The 15,199-nt window shown below is 67.0% G+C and carries 18 protein-coding genes; 8 read left to right on the top strand and 10 right to left on the bottom strand.

Going from position 1 to position 15,199, the window contains the following annotated elements:
• Positions 1 to 79 precede the first annotated feature (79 nt).
• Positions 80 to 883, top strand: a complete 804-nt coding sequence (locus ACVCNR_RS08300; protein ID WP_354199782.1) for an exodeoxyribonuclease III — start codon at positions 80 to 82, stop codon at positions 881 to 883.
• 113 nt (positions 884 to 996) lie between these two features.
• Here ACVCNR_RS08300 and ACVCNR_RS08295 read toward each other — a convergent pair whose 3' ends face one another.
• Both ACVCNR_RS08295 and ACVCNR_RS08290 read right to left on the bottom strand, forming a co-directional pair.
• The gene (locus ACVCNR_RS08295; protein WP_447074347.1) at positions 997 to 1,452 is read right to left on the bottom strand and encodes a cyclic nucleotide-binding domain-containing protein; all 456 of its coding nucleotides are present in this window, start codon (positions 1,450 to 1,452) and stop codon (positions 997 to 999) included.
• Between the two features lie 292 nt (positions 1,453 to 1,744).
• Entirely contained in the window at positions 1,745 to 2,428 is a 684-nt protein-coding gene (locus ACVCNR_RS08290; protein WP_354199784.1) for a response regulator transcription factor, read from the bottom strand.
• A gap of 89 nt (positions 2,429 to 2,517) precedes the next feature.
• On the opposite strand from ACVCNR_RS08290, the gene ACVCNR_RS08285 reads away from it, so the two are divergent.
• Positions 2,518 to 3,114, top strand: coding sequence for a L,D-transpeptidase family protein (locus ACVCNR_RS08285; RefSeq protein ID WP_447075659.1), 597 nt, complete (start codon positions 2,518 to 2,520; stop codon positions 3,112 to 3,114).
• Positions 3,115 to 3,120: 6 nt separating this feature from the next.
• Here the strand turns inward: ACVCNR_RS08285 and ACVCNR_RS08280 are convergent, their stop codons facing one another.
• From ACVCNR_RS08280 to tsaD, 5 genes are read right to left on the bottom strand one after another with little or no spacing between them, the layout of a single operon-like run.
• Positions 3,121 to 3,780 (bottom strand): class I SAM-dependent methyltransferase, encoded by a 660-nt coding sequence (locus ACVCNR_RS08280; protein WP_447074345.1) that lies wholly within the window; start codon positions 3,778 to 3,780, stop codon positions 3,121 to 3,123.
• Positions 3,777 to 4,202 (bottom strand): EVE domain-containing protein, encoded by a 426-nt coding sequence (locus ACVCNR_RS08275; RefSeq protein WP_447074344.1) that lies wholly within the window; start codon positions 4,200 to 4,202, stop codon positions 3,777 to 3,779. Before ACVCNR_RS08275 ends, ACVCNR_RS08280 begins: the two co-directional genes overlap by 4 nt.
• 24 nt (positions 4,203 to 4,226) lie before the next feature.
• Positions 4,227 to 4,520, bottom strand: coding sequence for a YciI-like protein (locus ACVCNR_RS08270; protein ID WP_447074342.1), 294 nt, complete (start codon positions 4,518 to 4,520; stop codon positions 4,227 to 4,229).
• 11 nt (positions 4,521 to 4,531) lie between these two features.
• The gene (locus ACVCNR_RS08265) at positions 4,532 to 5,530 is read right to left on the bottom strand and encodes an NAD(P)H-dependent glycerol-3-phosphate dehydrogenase (RefSeq protein ID WP_447074341.1); all 999 of its coding nucleotides are present in this window, start codon (positions 5,528 to 5,530) and stop codon (positions 4,532 to 4,534) included.
• Positions 5,527 to 6,633, bottom strand: coding sequence for a tRNA (adenosine(37)-N6)-threonylcarbamoyltransferase complex transferase subunit TsaD (gene tsaD / locus ACVCNR_RS08260; RefSeq protein WP_447075657.1), 1,107 nt, complete (start codon positions 6,631 to 6,633; stop codon positions 5,527 to 5,529). The genes ACVCNR_RS08265 and tsaD overlap by 4 nt, the downstream gene beginning before the upstream one ends.
• 93 nt (positions 6,634 to 6,726) lie before the next feature.
• Here tsaD and hemC point away from each other — a divergent pair, with 93 nt between their 5' ends.
• The 6 genes from hemC (at position 6,727) to ACVCNR_RS08230 (ending at position 12,862) form a co-directional block, all read left to right on the top strand.
• Complete coding sequence (gene hemC / locus ACVCNR_RS08255; protein WP_447074340.1) at positions 6,727 to 7,674, top strand: hydroxymethylbilane synthase; 948 nt, start codon at positions 6,727 to 6,729, stop codon at positions 7,672 to 7,674.
• Positions 7,653 to 8,390, top strand: coding sequence for a uroporphyrinogen-III synthase (locus tag ACVCNR_RS08250; protein ID WP_447075656.1), 738 nt, complete (start codon positions 7,653 to 7,655; stop codon positions 8,388 to 8,390). Before hemC ends, ACVCNR_RS08250 begins: the two co-directional genes overlap by 22 nt.
• A 121-nt stretch (positions 8,391 to 8,511) precedes the next feature.
• Entirely contained in the window at positions 8,512 to 9,909 is a 1,398-nt protein-coding gene (locus tag ACVCNR_RS08245) for a COG4223 family protein (protein WP_447074339.1), read from the top strand.
• A 3-nt stretch (positions 9,910 to 9,912) separates the two neighbouring features.
• Positions 9,913 to 11,628, top strand: coding sequence for a heme biosynthesis protein HemY (locus tag ACVCNR_RS08240; protein ID WP_447074337.1), 1,716 nt, complete (start codon positions 9,913 to 9,915; stop codon positions 11,626 to 11,628).
• The gene (locus ACVCNR_RS08235) at positions 11,628 to 12,107 is read left to right on the top strand and encodes a tellurite resistance TerB family protein (RefSeq protein WP_354199793.1); all 480 of its coding nucleotides are present in this window, start codon (positions 11,628 to 11,630) and stop codon (positions 12,105 to 12,107) included. The genes ACVCNR_RS08240 and ACVCNR_RS08235 overlap by 1 nt, the downstream gene beginning before the upstream one ends.
• A gap of 44 nt (positions 12,108 to 12,151) precedes the next feature.
• Positions 12,152 to 12,862 (top strand): glutamine amidotransferase, encoded by a 711-nt coding sequence (locus ACVCNR_RS08230; RefSeq protein WP_354199800.1) that lies wholly within the window; start codon positions 12,152 to 12,154, stop codon positions 12,860 to 12,862.
• Positions 12,863 to 13,335: 473 nt separating this feature from the next.
• Here ACVCNR_RS08230 and ACVCNR_RS08225 read toward each other — a convergent pair whose 3' ends face one another.
• The 3 genes from ACVCNR_RS08225 to ACVCNR_RS08215 all read right to left on the bottom strand — a co-directional run bounded on the left by ACVCNR_RS08225 (position 13,336) and on the right by ACVCNR_RS08215 (position 15,194).
• Positions 13,336 to 13,917: a CarD family transcriptional regulator gene (locus tag ACVCNR_RS08225; protein WP_354199794.1), complete on the bottom strand. Its 582-nt coding sequence runs from the start codon at positions 13,915 to 13,917 to the stop codon at positions 13,336 to 13,338.
• A 406-nt stretch (positions 13,918 to 14,323) separates the two neighbouring features.
• Positions 14,324 to 14,662: a ferredoxin FdxA gene (gene fdxA / locus ACVCNR_RS08220; protein ID WP_354199795.1), complete on the bottom strand. Its 339-nt coding sequence runs from the start codon at positions 14,660 to 14,662 to the stop codon at positions 14,324 to 14,326.
• Between the two features lie 151 nt (positions 14,663 to 14,813).
• On the bottom strand, positions 14,814 to 15,194 hold the full coding sequence (locus ACVCNR_RS08215) for an RNA-binding S4 domain-containing protein (protein ID WP_354199796.1): 381 nt from the start codon (positions 15,192 to 15,194) through the stop codon (positions 14,814 to 14,816).
• Positions 15,195 to 15,199 lie beyond the last annotated feature (5 nt).

The raw sequence follows: 15,199 nt of genomic DNA, 5'->3' as shown, positions 1-15,199 counted from the left end.
CTGTGGAAATTGTGACGGGGCGTGCGGCAAAGCGCGCCCCGGCTTGTTTTTGGGGCGCGGCGCTGACATGGTCCGCGCCATGTCGTTCGCCCTTGCCACCTGGAACATCAACTCCGTGCGCCTGCGCATGCCGCTGGTCGAGCATTTCCTGGAGCGGTACCAGCCGGACGTGCTGTGCCTGCAGGAAACCAAGTGCCCGGACGACCTGTTTCCGCTCAAGCCTTTCCGCAAGCTCGGCTATGAGCATTTCGCCATCCATGGCCAGAAGGGCTATCACGGCGTCGCCACCATCGCGCGGCGGCCGTTGGAGATTGTGGAGAAGCGGCGCTTCTGCGAGATCGAGGACAGCCGCCATGTCTCGGTGACGCTCGATGCCGGATCGCGGAAGATCCTGCTGCACAATTTCTACGTGCCGGCCGGCGGTGACGAGCCCGATCCCGAGATCAACCGCAAGTTCCGGCACAAGCTCGACTTCGTCGAGGAAATGCGCGCCATCCGCGCCGCCCATGACGAGGTGTCGGGTTCCATCCTGGTCGGCGACCTCAACATCGCGCCGCTGGAGCACGATGTCTGGTCGCACAAGCAATTGCTCAAGGTGGTCAGCCACACGCCGGTCGAGACGACCAGCTTCGAGGCGATGCGCGAGGCCGGCGAGTGGGTCGACCTGATGCGCCACGGCATTCCCTATGAGCAGAAGCTCTACACCTGGTGGAGCTACCGGGCGCGCGACTGGGAGGTCTCGGATCGCGGCCGGCGCCTCGACCATGTGTGGTCCTCGTCCAACCTGGTGCCCTATTTCGCCGGCTACGAGATCCTGCGCGAGGCCCGCGGCTGGGAGCGGCCGTCCGACCATGTGCCGGTGATTGCGCGGTTCGATCTCTGACAGGGCCGGATTTCGGGGGCGCAGGCTTTCTGTAGCCGTTTGCCCTGTTTGAAGGTTCCGGCATGGATCCCGGCTCACGCTCGCTTCGCTCCCTTGGCCGAGACTGGCAAGGGTCAGTCGTCGAAGCGGGGGGCCATGCCCTCTATCCGCGCGACCAGCCGCTTGAAGCGGTCGAGGATGCGGCCGTGCAGATGCACGGCGACGTCCGGATATTCCTCCAGGATGCGGCGGAACATGGGGCGGTTGAGCCGCAGCACCTGCGTGTCGGCCTGGGTATAGGCGCTGGTCATGCGGCGCGTGTCGGCGATCAGCGCCATCTCGCCGAGGATCTCCCCCGCGCCGGCCACGGCAATCGGGGTGCGGGCGGGATCGTCCTCGTGATAGAGGGCCACGCGGCCGGAGATGACGATATAGGCGCAGTCGGCCTCGTCCGCCTCGCGGTAGAGCTTGCGCTCGGCCTGCAACGCCGTCGTCTCGGCACCGAAGGCGAGCAGGCGCAACTGTTCCCGCGTGAAATCCGCAAAAAGCTCCACGCCAGACAGGATGCGGATGTCATCATCCAGCGCCATCAGCTATGTCCCCGTATCGACAGGCCGTTTTCCCCTTCTCCAGACGACCCGCCCCGAATCGTTATCGGTTAGTACACCTTAGAGCGCCGTGCGTCCTTTCGGACGCACAAAGGACGCTCTGACACTTTGATTGAGCATCGGAATAATCCGAAAGCCGACTACACTTTTCGGTCCGATGCTCCAGAGCGAGACGACTTTTCCTTGAATCGCCATCTCACCCCAAGTTTTTGTTTTTGACACATGATCTTGCGCGAAAAGTCTGCAACTTTTCGGGGATCATGCTCCAAATTGATTAAGGAACCAGCTTGTAGCCTCCACTTTCGGTGACGAGAATCTCGGCATTGGACGGGTCGCGCTCGATCTTCTGGCGCAGGCGATAGACATGGGTTTCGAGCGTGTGGGTGGTGACGCCCGAATTGTAGCCCCACACCTCTTCCAGCAGCACGTCGCGGGTGACGACCTTCTGGTCGGCGCGGTAGAGATATTTGATGATCGCGGCTTCCTTCTCGGTCAGCCTGATCTTGCCGCCGCGCTGGTCGATGAGCAGCTTCTGGCTGGGCTTGAAAGTGTAGGGGCCGACCGAGAAGGTGGCGTCCTCGCTCTGCTCGTGCTGGCGAAGCTGGGCGCGGATGCGGGCCAGCAGCACCGCGAAACGGAAGGGCTTGGTCACATAGTCGTTGGCCCCGGCTTCCAGCCCCAGAATGGTGTCGGAATCGGTATCGTGGCCGGTCAGCATGATGATGGGCGCCTTGAAGCCGCCCTTGCGCAGCATCTTCACCGCCTCGCGCCCATCCATGTCGGGCAGGCCGATATCCATGATGAGCAGGTCTATCAGGCCGTTGCGCACCGTCGATATGCCGCGCGCGGCGCTGGCTTCCTGCAGCACGTCGAATTCCTCGTAGAGCGACAGTTGCTCCACCAGCGTCTGGCGCAGGTCGTCGTCGTCGTCGACAATCAATATGGTCCGTGAGGTCATGGATCAGTCCGTTGCTCTTGGTACTCTGCGGCCACCAGTTGACCGATGCGGCTTTTTGCGGATGGTGACCGTTTCAATCGCCGATCACGCTGATTTGTTCCGTGGCCAGATCATACAAGAAAATACGCGGACGCAATGCCGCGACAGAAACTTTCCCCGGCAGCCTTGCCACCATGGTGGTGCGGGCGCGGCCGGGCAAGCCCTCGCAAGGGCTTTTGCAGGCCGGTCCGCTGGTGTTTGCCTGCGCGCTCGGCAAGGGCGGCATCACCTCCCGCAAGCGCGAAGGCGACGGCGCGACGCCGCTGGCCGCGATGCGCATCCTGTCCGGCTATTTCCGCAACGACCATTTCGCGGCGGCGCGCCGGACGCGCCTGCCGATGGCGGCGATCGAGGCCGGTCTCGGCTGGTGCGACGCGCCGCAGGACCGCAACTACAACCGCCCGGTGCGGCTGCCCTGCAAGGCGAGCCACGAGACCATGCGGCGCGCCGATCATCTCTACGACGCCTGCCTGGTGCTGGACTGGAACATCGCGCCGCGCAAGCGCGGCTGCGGCAGCGCCATCTTCTTCCATCTGGCGCGGCCGGGCTACACGCCGACCGAGGGCTGCGTGGCCATCAGCCGGCGCGACATGGTGCGGCTCTTGCCGCATCTGTCGCGGCGCACGGTTCTGAAGGTCGTTCGCTAGAGCCACCTAATTGCCGGTGAAGCGCCACACAGTGGTGCGCTTGACCTCGGCGTCCTCCAGCGCCCGCGTCACCGGCACTTCGTAGACGGCCAGTTTTTCCAGCCCGGATTTCGGCAGGTAGGAGCGGCCCGGATCGCCGACCAGGATTTCGGCGCCGCGTGCGCTGAGCGTTTCGAACCACGGCACCAGCCGGTCCGCGAAAGGCTTCTCGTAGAACACGTCGCCGGCCAGCACCAAGTCCCATCCCGCATCCGTGCCGATGAGGTCGGAACCGTCGAAGGCAATGGAAACGCCGTTGGCTTCGGCATTGAGGCGGATCGCCGTCTCGCAGAACGGATCGATGTCGGCGGCGGTGACCCGCGAGGCGCCGGCGTGCGCCGCGGCGATGGCGACGAGGCCGGAGCCGGAAGCGAAATCCAGCACGGTCCTGCCGCGCACGATTTGCGGATGGTCGATGACATGGCGGGCAAGGCCCTGTCCGCCGGCCCAGGCAAAGGCCCAGAACGGCGGCGGCAGGCCGATCTCGGCCAGTTCCTCCTCGGTGCGCTGCCACAGATCATGCGCCTCGTCGGCGAGGTGCAGGGCGATTTCCGGCACATGCGGGGGTGAAAGCAGTGCCGTGTTGGCGCGGATGAAGCGTTCAGCCGTCCGCGCCGTCAGCTTCATGGCGCGGGAACGAGGCCGCCCATGCGGCAGACTTCCTGCCACTCTTCGGGCGTAACCGGCTGTACCGACAGCCGGCCGAGGCGCACCAGCGCCATTTCCGACAGGGTCGGATTGGCCTTGATGTCGGCCAGCGTCGGCGGGTTGGGCATGTCGCGCACATAGCGGATGTCGACGCATTCCCAGCGCGGATCGTCGGTGGTGGTGTCGGGATGGGCAAGCGCGCAGACCTCGACGATGCCGACCACGTTCAGCCCCTCGTTGGAGTGGTAGAAGAAGCCGAGATCGCCGACCTGCATGGCGCGCATGTTGTTGCGGGCGGCGTAGTTGCGCACGCCGTCCCATTGCTCGCCCTTCTTGCCCTTCTTCTTCAGGTCGTCCAGGGAGAATTTGAACGGCTCGGATTTGAACAGCCAGTAATTCATGTCAGCCCCTCTCTCATCCGCTCGTCAGGCCGACGGCTTGTTGACGACCCAGTTCCACGCCCGCACCTCGACGCTGTCGAACAGGCCGGCGCCGGCATAGGGGTCGAGGGCGGCGAGGGCTTGCGCCTCGGCCTTGTCGGCCGCCTCGATGACGACGAGGCTGCCGTCCGGCTTGCCGTCGGCATCGAGGAAGGGACCGGCGAAGGCGAGCTTCTGGCCGGCGTTCAGCTCTTCCAGAAAGGCCAGATGGGCGGGGCGGGTGTCGAGGCGGATTTGCAGCGCGCCCGGCTTGTCCCTGCAGATGAGTGCGAACAGCATGTTCGAAGCTCCTAGATCTCGTTCTCGTGTTTCAACGGCCGCGTCATCAATGCTTCCACGGCCTGGTCGATGGTGACGGCGCCATTGAGCAGGGCGGCGACGGCCGAGATGATCGGCGCGTCGACGGCATGTTCGGCGGCAAGCCGGGCGGCGATCGCTGCGGTGGGCACGCCTTCGGCCAGCGGCCGGCCCTCGAGCGGCTCGCCGCGGCCGAGCGCCGCGCCATAGGCGAAGTTGCGCGACTGGGTGGAGGAGCAGGACAACATCATGTCGCCCAGCCCGGAAAGCCCCATCAGAGTTTCCGGCCGGGCGCCGAAGGCGGCGCCGAGACGGCGCAGTTCCACGAAGCCGCGCGTGACCATGGCGGCCTGCGCGCTGGCGCCCAGTTCCGCGCCGACCACCGCGCCGGCGGCGATGGCGAAGACGTTCTTCAGCGCGCCGCCAAGCTCGACGCCGGTGATGTCGTCGCTGGCATAGCAGCGCAGGTTCTGCGCGGAAAAGCGGGTGGCCAGATCCATGGCGAGCGCGTCGTCGCGGGCGGCGACCACCACCGCGGTCGGCAGGCCGCGCGCGACGTCGGCCGCGAAGCTCGGACCCGACAGCACCGCCACCGGATTGTCGGGCAGGATTTCAGCGACGATGGACGACAACAGGGCGCCCGTCTCGCGCTCGATCCCCTTGGCGCACAGCACCAGCGGGATGCCGGCCGGCATGTGCGGCTTCACCTCGCGGAGAACGGCGCGCAGCGACTGCGCCGGGGTCACCGCCAGCACGCAATCGGTGCCGCCGAGTGCCGCGCCGAGATCGGTGGTCGCGGCAATGCCGGTATCGAAGGCGATGCCCGGCAGATAGCGCGGGTTCTCGCCGCGGCCGATCGCGGCGCACATTTCGGCATCGCGCGCCCACAGGCTGACCGACTGGCCGGCCCGCAGCGCCGCGAGCGCCAGCGCGGTGCCCCAGGCGCCGCCGCCCAGAACGGCGGTGCGCGACGTTTCGGCTCTCTCGTTCATGCCTTGGCTCCCCGCCTGCCGGACCCGACCACCGGCGCCGAGACCTCGTCCAGCGGCCAACGCGAGCGCGGCACGAAGTCGAAGGCCCCGGTTTCGGCCATGTCGGCGTTTAGCCGCTCGATGCCCGCCCAGGCGATCATGGCGGCATTGTCGGTGCACAGCCGGTGCGGCGGGGCGACGAAGCGGAAACCGCTGTCGGCGCACAGGCGCTCCAGCGTTTCGTGGATGGCGCGGTTGGCGGCGACGCCGCCGGCCACCACCAGCGCCGGCGCTATTTTGTCCGGGTATTCCGCCCGAAAGCGCAGCAGGGCGCGCTCGACCCGGTCGGCCAGCGCATCGGCCACCGCTGCCTGGAAGGAGGCGCAGATGTCGGCCACGTCCTGCTCGGAGAGCGGCGCGATGGCCGCCGCCGCCTGCCGCACGGCTGTCTTGAGGCCGGAAAACGAAAAGTCGGGCTGGGCCGAGCCCTTCATCGGGCGCGGAAAGGCGAAGCGGGCCGGGTCGCCCCTGGCCGCCGCCTTCTCGACATTGGGGCCGCCGGGATAGGGCAGGGCCAGCATCTTGGCGACCTTGTCGAAAGCCTCGCCCAGCGCGTCGTCGATGGTCGTGGCCCAGCGGCGATAGTCGCCGACGCCGGCCACGCGCACGATCTGGGTGTGGCCGCCCGAGACCAGCAGCAGCAGATAGGGGAATTCGAGCCCGTCGGTGAGGCGTGCGGTGAGCGCATGGCCTTCCAGATGGTTGACGGCGATGAGCGGTTTTCCGGCAGCGGCGGCGATGGCCTTGGCGGTCATCAGGCCGACGATCAGCCCGCCGACCAGGCCGGGGCCGGCGGTGGCGGCAATGGCATCGACATCGGCCAGCGTGACGCCGGCATCCTCGAGCGCGGCCTCGACGATCCCGTCCAGCGCCTCGACATGGGCGCGCGCGGCGATCTCCGGCACCACGCCGCCGAAGGCCGCGTGCTCCTCGACCTGGCTCAGGATCACGTTTGACAGGATTCGGGGTGACAGGATTTCGGGGTGCGCCGACGCGTCGTCGAGCGCGACGACGCTTGCCGCCGTCTCGTCGCAACTCGTCTCGATGCCAAGCACGCGTATCAATTCGCCGCGAACCTCAAAGTTGCCCAGTGGCGCTTTCCCCGATAGGAGAAGGCCGACCACATCCGTCGCCGGGGTTACCATGGACCGCGTTTCATGCAAACCGTAATGAACAAGGGGCAGACCGTATTGAAGATAGGAACGCGCGCCAGCCCGCTGGCGCTGGCGCAGGCCCATGAGGCGCGCGCCCGGCTGATGGCGGCGCATGGGCTGGACGAGCAGAGCTTCGAGATCGTGCCGCTCACCACGACCGGCGACACCATCCAGGACCGGCCGCTGTCGGAAGCCGGCGGCAAGGGCCTGTTCACGCGCGAGCTGGAAGACGCGCTCTATGACGGGCGCATCGACATCGCCGTGCATTCCTCCAAGGATATGCCGACCGAGCTGCCGCCGGGGCTGGTGCTGCCGGTGTTCCTGCCGCGCGAGGACGTGCGCGACTGCTTCATCAGCCTCACCGCGCCGTCGATCATGGATCTGCCGCAGGGTGTGAAGTTCGGCTCGTCGTCGCTGCGCCGGCAGGCGCTGATCCGCCGCATGCGGCCCGACATCGACGTGGTGATGTTTCGCGGCAACGTTCAAAGCCGCCTGCGCAAGCTGGAGGAGGGCATCGTCTCCGGCACCATGCTGGCGCTGGCCGGCCTCAAGCGCCTGAAGATGGAACATGTCGCGACCGACATCATGCCGCTGGACGTGTTCCCGCCGGCGCCGGGACAGGGCGCGATCAGCATCGAACATCGCGCCGATGACGCACAGGTGGCGCGCATGCTTGCGCCGATCCACGACGCGGCGACGGGCCAGGCACTGGCCTGCGAGCGCGCCTTCCTCGCTGCCCTCGACGGCTCCTGCCGCACGCCGATCGCCGGCCATGCGGTGATCGAAGGGGATCGGCTGAGCTTCACCGGCCTCATCATCACGCCGGACGGCAAGACCTGGCATGAGATCGGCGCGGAAGGGCGTGCCGAGGAGGCGGCCGCCATCGGCGCCAGGGCCGGCGCGGATGTGCGCGAAAAGGCCGGCACGCAATTCTTCGAGGGCTGGTTCTGAGGCGCGTTCTGGTCACCCGGCCCGAACCGGGCGCCGCGCGCACGGCGGCCCGGCTCGCCGAACTCGGCTTCGAGCCGGTGGTGCTGCCTCTATCGCGCACCGTTTCCCTTGCCGTCGATCCCGGCTCCGTGCCGGCCGATGCCGGCGCGGTGGCGGTGACCAGCGCCAATGCGCTGCGCCATGCATCGCCCGACCTGATCGGCAGGCTTTCGCATCTGCCCTGCCATGCGGTCGGCGCGCGCACGGCCGAGGCGGCGCGGCGCGCCGGCTTTGCCGATGTCGTGGAAGGGCCGGGCGATGCCACGGCGCTTGCCGGGCGTATTGCCGGCATGGCTTCCGGCACGCTCGCCTATCTGTGCGGGCGGGTGCGCTTTCCCGGTTTCGAGGAACGATTGGCGGCATCGGGCGTTCGTGTCGATGCGCTGGAGGTCTACGACACGGTGACGATCGGGCACGACGATGAAAGCGTCCGCGAAGCGCTGGACGCGCGGCCGGTGGAGGCGGTGCTGCTCTATTCGGCCGTCGCCGCCGGGGCGATGCGCGGGCTTCTCCAGCGCGAGAGCCTGCGGCCGCTGTTCGCAGCGGCGGACTATTTCGCCTTGTCGGCGCGGATCGCGGCCGGCATGGGGAGCGAATCCGCCGCCATGGTGAACGTGGCCGAACAGCCTTCGGAGCCGGCCATGCTGGCGCTTCTGACGCAACGCCGGGAGAGATAAGATCGGGGGCGCGTCATCACACCGCCCCTTTTCACTGCCTTGAGGTGTGCTAGACCTCTAGTGAAATCCGACGCCCCTTTTTGAACTGCGATGGGGCGGCATGCAGAATTGGGGAGCCGGCATGGTCAAGACGCCGAAAACGCGCCATTCGAAAAGCAGTCGCGAGCCGGTGACCATCGATCTGGATGCGGATCAGGTGTCGCGGATCGCCAGGGACAAGGCGGCCGGGGAAGAGGCGACCAAGGCCGAGGCCACCCCGGAGCCGACCCCACCCGAGCAGGTTTCGCAAGAGGCCCCGCTGGCCGAAGAGCCCAAGGCGGAAACGCCTTTCGAGCCGCCGGCAGAAAGCCACGCGCAGGATTACAGTTTCAAGGAAGAACCCGCACCGCCGCCTGCCGAGGAACCGGCAAGGGAAGCGGATCGGCCCACGTCTTTCGAGGCCCAGCCGGCGCCGCCGCCCGAGCCCGCGCGGCGCGGCGGCATGGGCATGCTCGCGGCCGGCATCGTCGGCGGCGTCATCGCGCTGGCCGGTGCGGGTGCCCTGCAATATGCCGGGGTTCTCGGCGCTCCGGCCAATGGAGCCGCGAGCGGTGCAAGCAGCAGCCAGATCGCGGATTTGCAGGCGCAGATATCCGATCTTGCGGCGGCACGCGGCGAGGATGGCGCGACCCAGCAGGTCGAAAGCCTGTCGGCGGATGTCGGCCAGCTCAAAAGCGATCTGGCTTCCCTGAAAAGCGCGGTCGAGGCGGGTGCCGGTGCAGCCGACAATGGCGAGGCGCTGGCGGCACTGTCGCAGAAGGTCGAGCAGGTCGAGACGACCGTCAATGCGCTTGGCGAGGCCGCGCAGCCGGAGCCGGTCGACCTTGCCCCGATCAACGAGAAGCTCGCCGCCCTGGAACAGCAGGTGCGCGCTGCCGGCGAGACGGCGGAAGGCCAGCAAAGCCGTCTGGCGACGCTGGAGCAGTCGCTGGCCGCCGTGACCGGCAAGGTCGAGGAGCAGGCCGACCAGCCGAAGATCGCGCTGGCCATCGCCGCCTCGGCGCTGAAGTCGGCACTGGAGCGCGGCGCGCCGTTCAAGGCCGAGCTGGAAACCTTCGCGGCGATCTCGCCCGAGGCCCCGCAACTGGACGCCTTGCGCGCCTATTCGGAGAAGGGCGTGCCAACGCGCACCGAGATCGCCGCGCAGGTAGACGCGGCGGCCGATGCCATGGTGGCGGCGGACAATCCCGTCGACCAGAATGCCGGCTTCGTCCAGCGGCTGATGTCGAGCGCGGAATCGCTGGTCAAGGTGCGGCCGATCGGCGCCGTCGAAGGAGCCGGCGTGCCCGAGACGGTGGCGCGGCTGGAGGCGGCGGTGAACCAGGGCGACTATGCCAAGGCGCTCGGCGAATATGACGCCCTGCCCGAGCCGGTGAAGGCGGCGGGCGCGGATTTCGCGGCGACGCTCAAGGCCCGTATGGAGGCGGAGGCCGGGGTCGACGCACTGGTGGCCCAGACCATGACCGGGGGCGAAGGGTAAGACATGATCCGCATCCTGTTCTACCTGTTCGTCGTCCTCGCGCTCGGCCTCGGCTTTGCCTGGCTGGCGGACCGGCCGGGCGACATGGTCGTCACCTTTGGCGGCTATCGCTATCAGGTGAGCCTGATGGTCGCCGCCGTGGGCGTCGTCGCCGTCGTGGCCGCGACGATGATCGCATGGTGGCTGGTCAAGTCGATCTGGAACAGCCCCTATGCCATCGCCCGGCATTTCCGCGTGCGCCGGCGCGACCGCGGCTATCAGGCGCTGTCCACCGGCATGATCGCGGCCGGCGCCGGCGATGCCGTGCTGGCGCGCAAGAAGGGCAAGGAAGCGGGCAAGCTGATCAATGCCGACCAGGAGCCGCTGATCCATCTTCTGGAAGCGCAGACGGCGCTGCTGGAGGGCGACCACGATGCGGCGCGCCGCAAGTTCGAGGCGATGCTCGACGACCCCGAGACGCGCCTGCTCGGCCTGCGCGGCCTCTATCTCGAAGCCGAGCGGCTGGGCGACCGCAACGCGGCGCGCCACTATGCCGGCCGGGCGGCCGCCGCCGCGCCGCAGCTCGGCTGGGCGACGGAAGCGACCATCGAGGAGTTGGCGGCGCGCGGCCAGTGGGATGGCGCGCTGGAGCTGGTGGCGGCGCAGAAGTCGACGCGCCGGATCGAGCCGGCCGTGGCCAACCGCCAACGCGCGGTGCTGTTGACGGCCAAGGCGCTGGAACTGCTGGAAAGCGATCCGGCCGCCGCGAAAGCCCCGGCGCTGGAAGCCAACAAGCTGCAGCCGGAATTCGTGCCGGCGGCGCTGGCCGCCGCCAGGGTGCTGTTGCGCAACGACGACGTGCGCAAGGCCTCGAAGATACTTGAGGCGGCTTGGCGCGCGGGGCCGCAGCCCGAGGTGGCCGATCTCTACATCCATGCGCGGCCCGGCGATGCCGTGCTCGACCGGCTGACGCGGGCGCGCAAGCTTCAGGACATGAAGAAGAACAATGCCGAGGCTTCGCTCGCCGTGGCGCGCGCGGCCTTCGACGCCAAGGATTATCGCTCGGCACGGGCCGAGGCGGAGGCCTCCATCCGCATCGATCCGCGCGAGGGCGCCTATCTGCTGCTTGCCGATATCGAGGAAGCGGACACCGGCGACGAGGGCAAGGTGCGGCAATGGCTGGCGCGGGCGGTGCGCGCGCCGCGCGATCCGGCCTGGGTTGCCGATGGCGTGGTCGCCGAGCACTGGGCACCGGTGTCGCCGGTGACCGGCAGGCTGGACGCCTTCGAATGGCGTGCGCCGGTCGAGCGTCTGGGACAGCTGATTGACAGCGGCGATGCCCGGGAGAGTGCCCGGCCGACACCCGCCATTCCCGCTCCGGCGGTGGAGGAACGGCTTGTCGAAGAACGGCCGGGCGAGGTGGCCGAGGCGGAAATCATCGAGGCCAAGACCATGCCGGCGGCGACGACGCCCGTGAGCCCGGTTCCTGAAAAGCCGGCTCCTGAAAAGCCGTCTGCCGGGAAGCCCGACCCGGAAATCCCGGTGGTCGTCAAGACGCCGCCGAAGCCGGAGCCCACCCGGCCCGAGCCGGTGAAGCAGGCTGCGGCGACCAGGGTTCCGCCGCCGCCGGATGTCGAAAGCGCCCGCCGGCAGGATTTCATGCCGCGCCTGCCCGACGATCCGGGCGTCGACCCGGATGAGGAGCGCGAGCCCGAGACCGCGAGGTTCAAGCTGTTCTGATGTTCGATCGCTTTCTGTCTTTCCTGAAGGATATTCCCGGCGGTTCCGGCCAGCGCAACCGCGACGACGATCCGCGGGTGGCCGCCGCCGCGCTGCTCTATCACGTCATGAATGTCGACGGCGTGCGGCAGGATGCCGAATGGGAACGCTTCAAGGCGGTGCTCGGCGACAGCTACGCGCTGTCCGGTACCGAGCTGGACGAACTGGCGCTGGCCGGCGAGCAGGCCGACCGCGAGGCGGTCGATCTCTATGCCTTCACCAGCCTGCTCAAGCGCCATCTCGACATCGAGGAGCGCAAGGCTTTCATCACGCTGATGTGGGAGATCGTGTTCGCCGACGGCGAGCTGCACGAGCTGGAGGACAACACCGTCTGGCGCGTCGCCGAACTGCTCGATGTCGAGCGGCAGGACCGCATCGCCGCGCGCCGCAAGGTGGCGGCCAGCCTGCCGGATGCTGCGAAAATCCTTGATGAAGAATAGGCTTGGGCCATAATCGGCGAATCTTTGCCTGATTCTGCATCGTGATGCTTGCCAGAGCCCGCCCGAAGATACTGACCGTGCTGCATCAGGAGACGTCGAGCCCCGGCCGCGTCGGCCATATGCTCCTCGAGCGCGGCTTCGATCTCGACATCCGCCGCCCGCCGCTGGGCGATCCCCTGCCGGATACGCTGGACGGCCATGCGGGCGCCGTGGTGTTCGGCGGGCCAATGAGCGCCAACGATCCCGACGAGTTCGTCCGCCGCGAGACCGAATGGATGGGCGTGCCGCTCAGGGAGAACAAGCCCCTGCTCGGCATCTGCCTCGGCGCCCAGATGCTGGCCAAGCATATCGGCGGCAAGGTCGAGGGCCATGGGCGCGGGCTGGTGGAGATCGGCTGGTATCCGCTCAAGGCGACCGATCACGGCCGGCACCTGCTGCACTGGCCGGAAATGGTCTACCAGTTCCACCGCGAGGGCTTCACGCTGCCGGCGGATACCACGCTGCTCGCCACCTCCGAAACCTACCCCAACCAGGCGTTCCGTTATGGCGGCAATGCCTGGGGCATCCAGTTCCATGGCGAGCTGACGCAGGCGATGATGCATCGCTGGGTGGTGCACGGAGCGCATCGCTTCGTGCTGCCCGGTGCCCAGCCCGGCCGCGATCATCTCGGCGGCCGCCTGATCTGGGATATGCATCTCAAGCGCTGGCTGGGCGAATTCCTCGAGACGATCTTCGGCCACGCACCGGTGCGGTGAAGCATTTCAGGTTTCAGGTGGGCTTGCGCCTTATCTCCCTGCCTCCCGTAAACGGGGAGGAGGATGCCCCCATGGCGTTGCGGCCTTCTTCTTGCTTGGGGCGCCCCCACCCCTAACCCCCCAAGGGGGGAGGGGGACGATTTCGTCGATGTCGCTGCCACATTCTTGAGCTGCAATCTTCGACATGTGATGCCAAACGCCGACATCGCAGAATCCCCCTCCCCTTGCGGGGGAGGGGTTAGGGGTGGGGGTAATGCCCAGATGCGATAACCCTGCTGTGCCGGAGTGCGAAGGGTGCGCCGAGGGGCAATCCAGCCGGGACCGTGAAAGCCCCAGTCGCCGATTTTGCCCGGCAAAGAAAAACCGCGGGCCTTGCGACCCGCGGCTTGCTTGAATCCGGACGGTTCCTGGATGACGCATTTCCGAACGCAAAACCGTTTCACACTTTTGCTGGAATTGCTTCTGCCGATGGATCAGGCGGCTTCTTCCTGCTCGCCTTCCTCGTTGTCGGCCTTGGCGCCGCGCTTGGGACCCTTGTTGAGGTTCACCTCGATCAGGCGCACCGCCTCGGTCTCCGACATGCGGTTGACGGCGGCGATCTCGCGGGCCATGCGGTCGAGCGCGGCTTCATAGAGCTGGCGCTCGGAGTAGGACTGCTCGGGCTGGTTCTCGGCGCGGTAGAGGTCGCGCACGACTTCCGAGATCGAGATCAGGTCGCCGGAATTGATCTTGGCATCGTATTCCTGGGCACGGCGCGACCACATGGTGCGCTTGACGCGGGCGCGGCCCTGAACCACCTTCAGGGCGCGGTCGACATAGTCGGTCTCCGACAGCTTGCGCATGCCGATGGAGGTGGCCTTGGCCACCGGAACCTTCAGCCGCATCTTGTCCTTCTGGAAATCGATGACGAACAATTCCAGCTTGTGCCCTGCGACCTCCTGCTCCTCAATGGCTACGATCTGACCGACGCCATGGGCGGGATAGACGATGAACTCGCCGCTCTTGAACCCCTGACGCGTGGGAGCAGACTTCTTCTGCGGGGTGCTGGTTGCCATTACGCCATAGACTCCTTGTTGTGGCCGGCGACACGCCGACCGTACACAGTGGGGCCGGACCAGCCGGCATCTGCCGCGCAACAGTGAATTATCCGGGAAAAGCGGGGGGACCGTGGGGCGCTAAACGACCTCATGGTCCAGATTGCTCTGGTCCGGATTGGGAGATTCACCTTTCAGTGATTAGGGCGTTCGCGCCATCAATCGACGTTGTGTCACCGGCATGTTGGTTGATAGGTAACACAAAAAGTCGCAAGAATCAAGATTTTGCTGCACACGCTAACGGCAGTTGCCGTGCAGCGCAAGCATGCGTGCTATTCGAAAATGGGCAGCCGGGAAAATATTTGCCAAGCATGTCGCCCGAAAGTGAGAGCCGGTTTCGGGACAACCACCTGCGTAAAACAACAAGCTAGTCGCCTGCGCCCGGCTCGGCGGAGAAATACTTCTCCAGCTTGCCGGTCTGCCCGTCGAATTCCTCGGCCTCCGGCAGGGCGTCCTTCTTGACCGTCAGGTTCGGCCATTTGTCGGCATATTCGGCATTGAGCTGCAGCCACTGGTCGAGGCCGGGCTCGGTGTCGGGCCGGATGGCATCGGCCGGGCATTCGGGCTCGCACACGCCGCAGTCGATGCATTCGTCGGGATGGATGACGAGCATGTTCTCGCCTTCGTAGAAGCAGTCGACCGGACACACTTCGACGCAGTCGGTGTATTTGCACTTGATGCAATTGTCGGTGACTACATAGGTCATGCGAGGCTCCGTGCGTCCCCGGATATGCCAGTGTCGGGGCGCGTCATCGAGGGTGAGGTAACGCCTTTATCCAGCGCTTTCAAGCCGAAGCGCATGCGCTTTGGCGCCCCCAGCGGAATGGTTTTGCGCGTTTGCCCGAAATGGCGAGACGCTATTCCCGCCCGTGCAGCCTGTCGGTGAGACGGCGTTCCTTCTTGGTCGGACGGCCGCTTCCGGTGTCGCGCAAGGGCGCCTGCGCGTCCGGAATCGCCGCCTGCGACGGGGCTGGCGACAGGTCTTCATAGAGGGTGCGGGCCTCGGGCGCGGGGCCGCGGCGGGCACCGGTTTCGAGCACCTTCCAGACCAGGATGCGGCGGTCCAGCGTGATGGTCAGAACGTCGCCGGGCTTCACCGGATCGGAGGCCTGCGATGCTTTGTCGCGATTGATGCGCACCCGCCCGCTGACCGCCAGCTTGGCGGCGAGCGAGCGCGATTTCACCGCGCGTGCGAAGAACAGCCATTTGTCGAGGCGCTGGCGGTCGGCTGCAACCATCGTCC

It is taken from the genome of Aquamicrobium terrae, from assembly GCF_052978165.1.
This window is presented reverse-complemented; position numbering and strand designations above follow the sequence as displayed.

Coding starts and splice junctions, on each gene's coding strand:
- ACVCNR_RS08275 (WP_447074344.1), bottom strand. CDS start 4,202: ATGAATTACTGGCTGTTCAAATCCGAGCCGTTCAAATTCTCCCTGGAC.
- hemC (WP_447074340.1), top strand. CDS start 6,727: ATGCAAACCGTAATGAACAAGGGGCAGACCGTATTGAAGATAGGAACG.
- ACVCNR_RS08245 (WP_447074339.1), top strand. CDS start 8,512: ATGGTCAAGACGCCGAAAACGCGCCATTCGAAAAGCAGTCGCGAGCCG.
- ACVCNR_RS08230 (WP_354199800.1), top strand. CDS start 12,152: ATGCTTGCCAGAGCCCGCCCGAAGATACTGACCGTGCTGCATCAGGAG.
- ACVCNR_RS08270 (WP_447074342.1), bottom strand. CDS start 4,520: ATGCTGTTCGCACTCATCTGCAGGGACAAGCCGGGCGCGCTGCAAATC.
- fdxA (WP_354199795.1), bottom strand. CDS start 14,662: ATGACCTATGTAGTCACCGACAATTGCATCAAGTGCAAATACACCGAC.
- ACVCNR_RS08295 (WP_447074347.1), bottom strand. CDS start 1,452: ATGGCGCTGGATGATGACATCCGCATCCTGTCTGGCGTGGAGCTTTTT.
- ACVCNR_RS08215 (WP_354199796.1), bottom strand. CDS start 15,194: ATGGTTGCAGCCGACCGCCAGCGCCTCGACAAATGGCTGTTCTTCGCA.
- ACVCNR_RS08290 (WP_354199784.1), bottom strand. CDS start 2,428: ATGACCTCACGGACCATATTGATTGTCGACGACGACGACGACCTGCGC.
- ACVCNR_RS08225 (WP_354199794.1), bottom strand. CDS start 13,917: ATGGCAACCAGCACCCCGCAGAAGAAGTCTGCTCCCACGCGTCAGGGG.
- ACVCNR_RS08300 (WP_354199782.1), top strand. CDS start 80: ATGTCGTTCGCCCTTGCCACCTGGAACATCAACTCCGTGCGCCTGCGC.
- ACVCNR_RS08240 (WP_447074337.1), top strand. CDS start 9,913: ATGATCCGCATCCTGTTCTACCTGTTCGTCGTCCTCGCGCTCGGCCTC.
- ACVCNR_RS08265 (WP_447074341.1), bottom strand. CDS start 5,530: ATGAACGAGAGAGCCGAAACGTCGCGCACCGCCGTTCTGGGCGGCGGC.
- ACVCNR_RS08235 (WP_354199793.1), top strand. CDS start 11,628: ATGTTCGATCGCTTTCTGTCTTTCCTGAAGGATATTCCCGGCGGTTCC.
- ACVCNR_RS08280 (WP_447074345.1), bottom strand. CDS start 3,780: ATGAAGCTGACGGCGCGGACGGCTGAACGCTTCATCCGCGCCAACACG.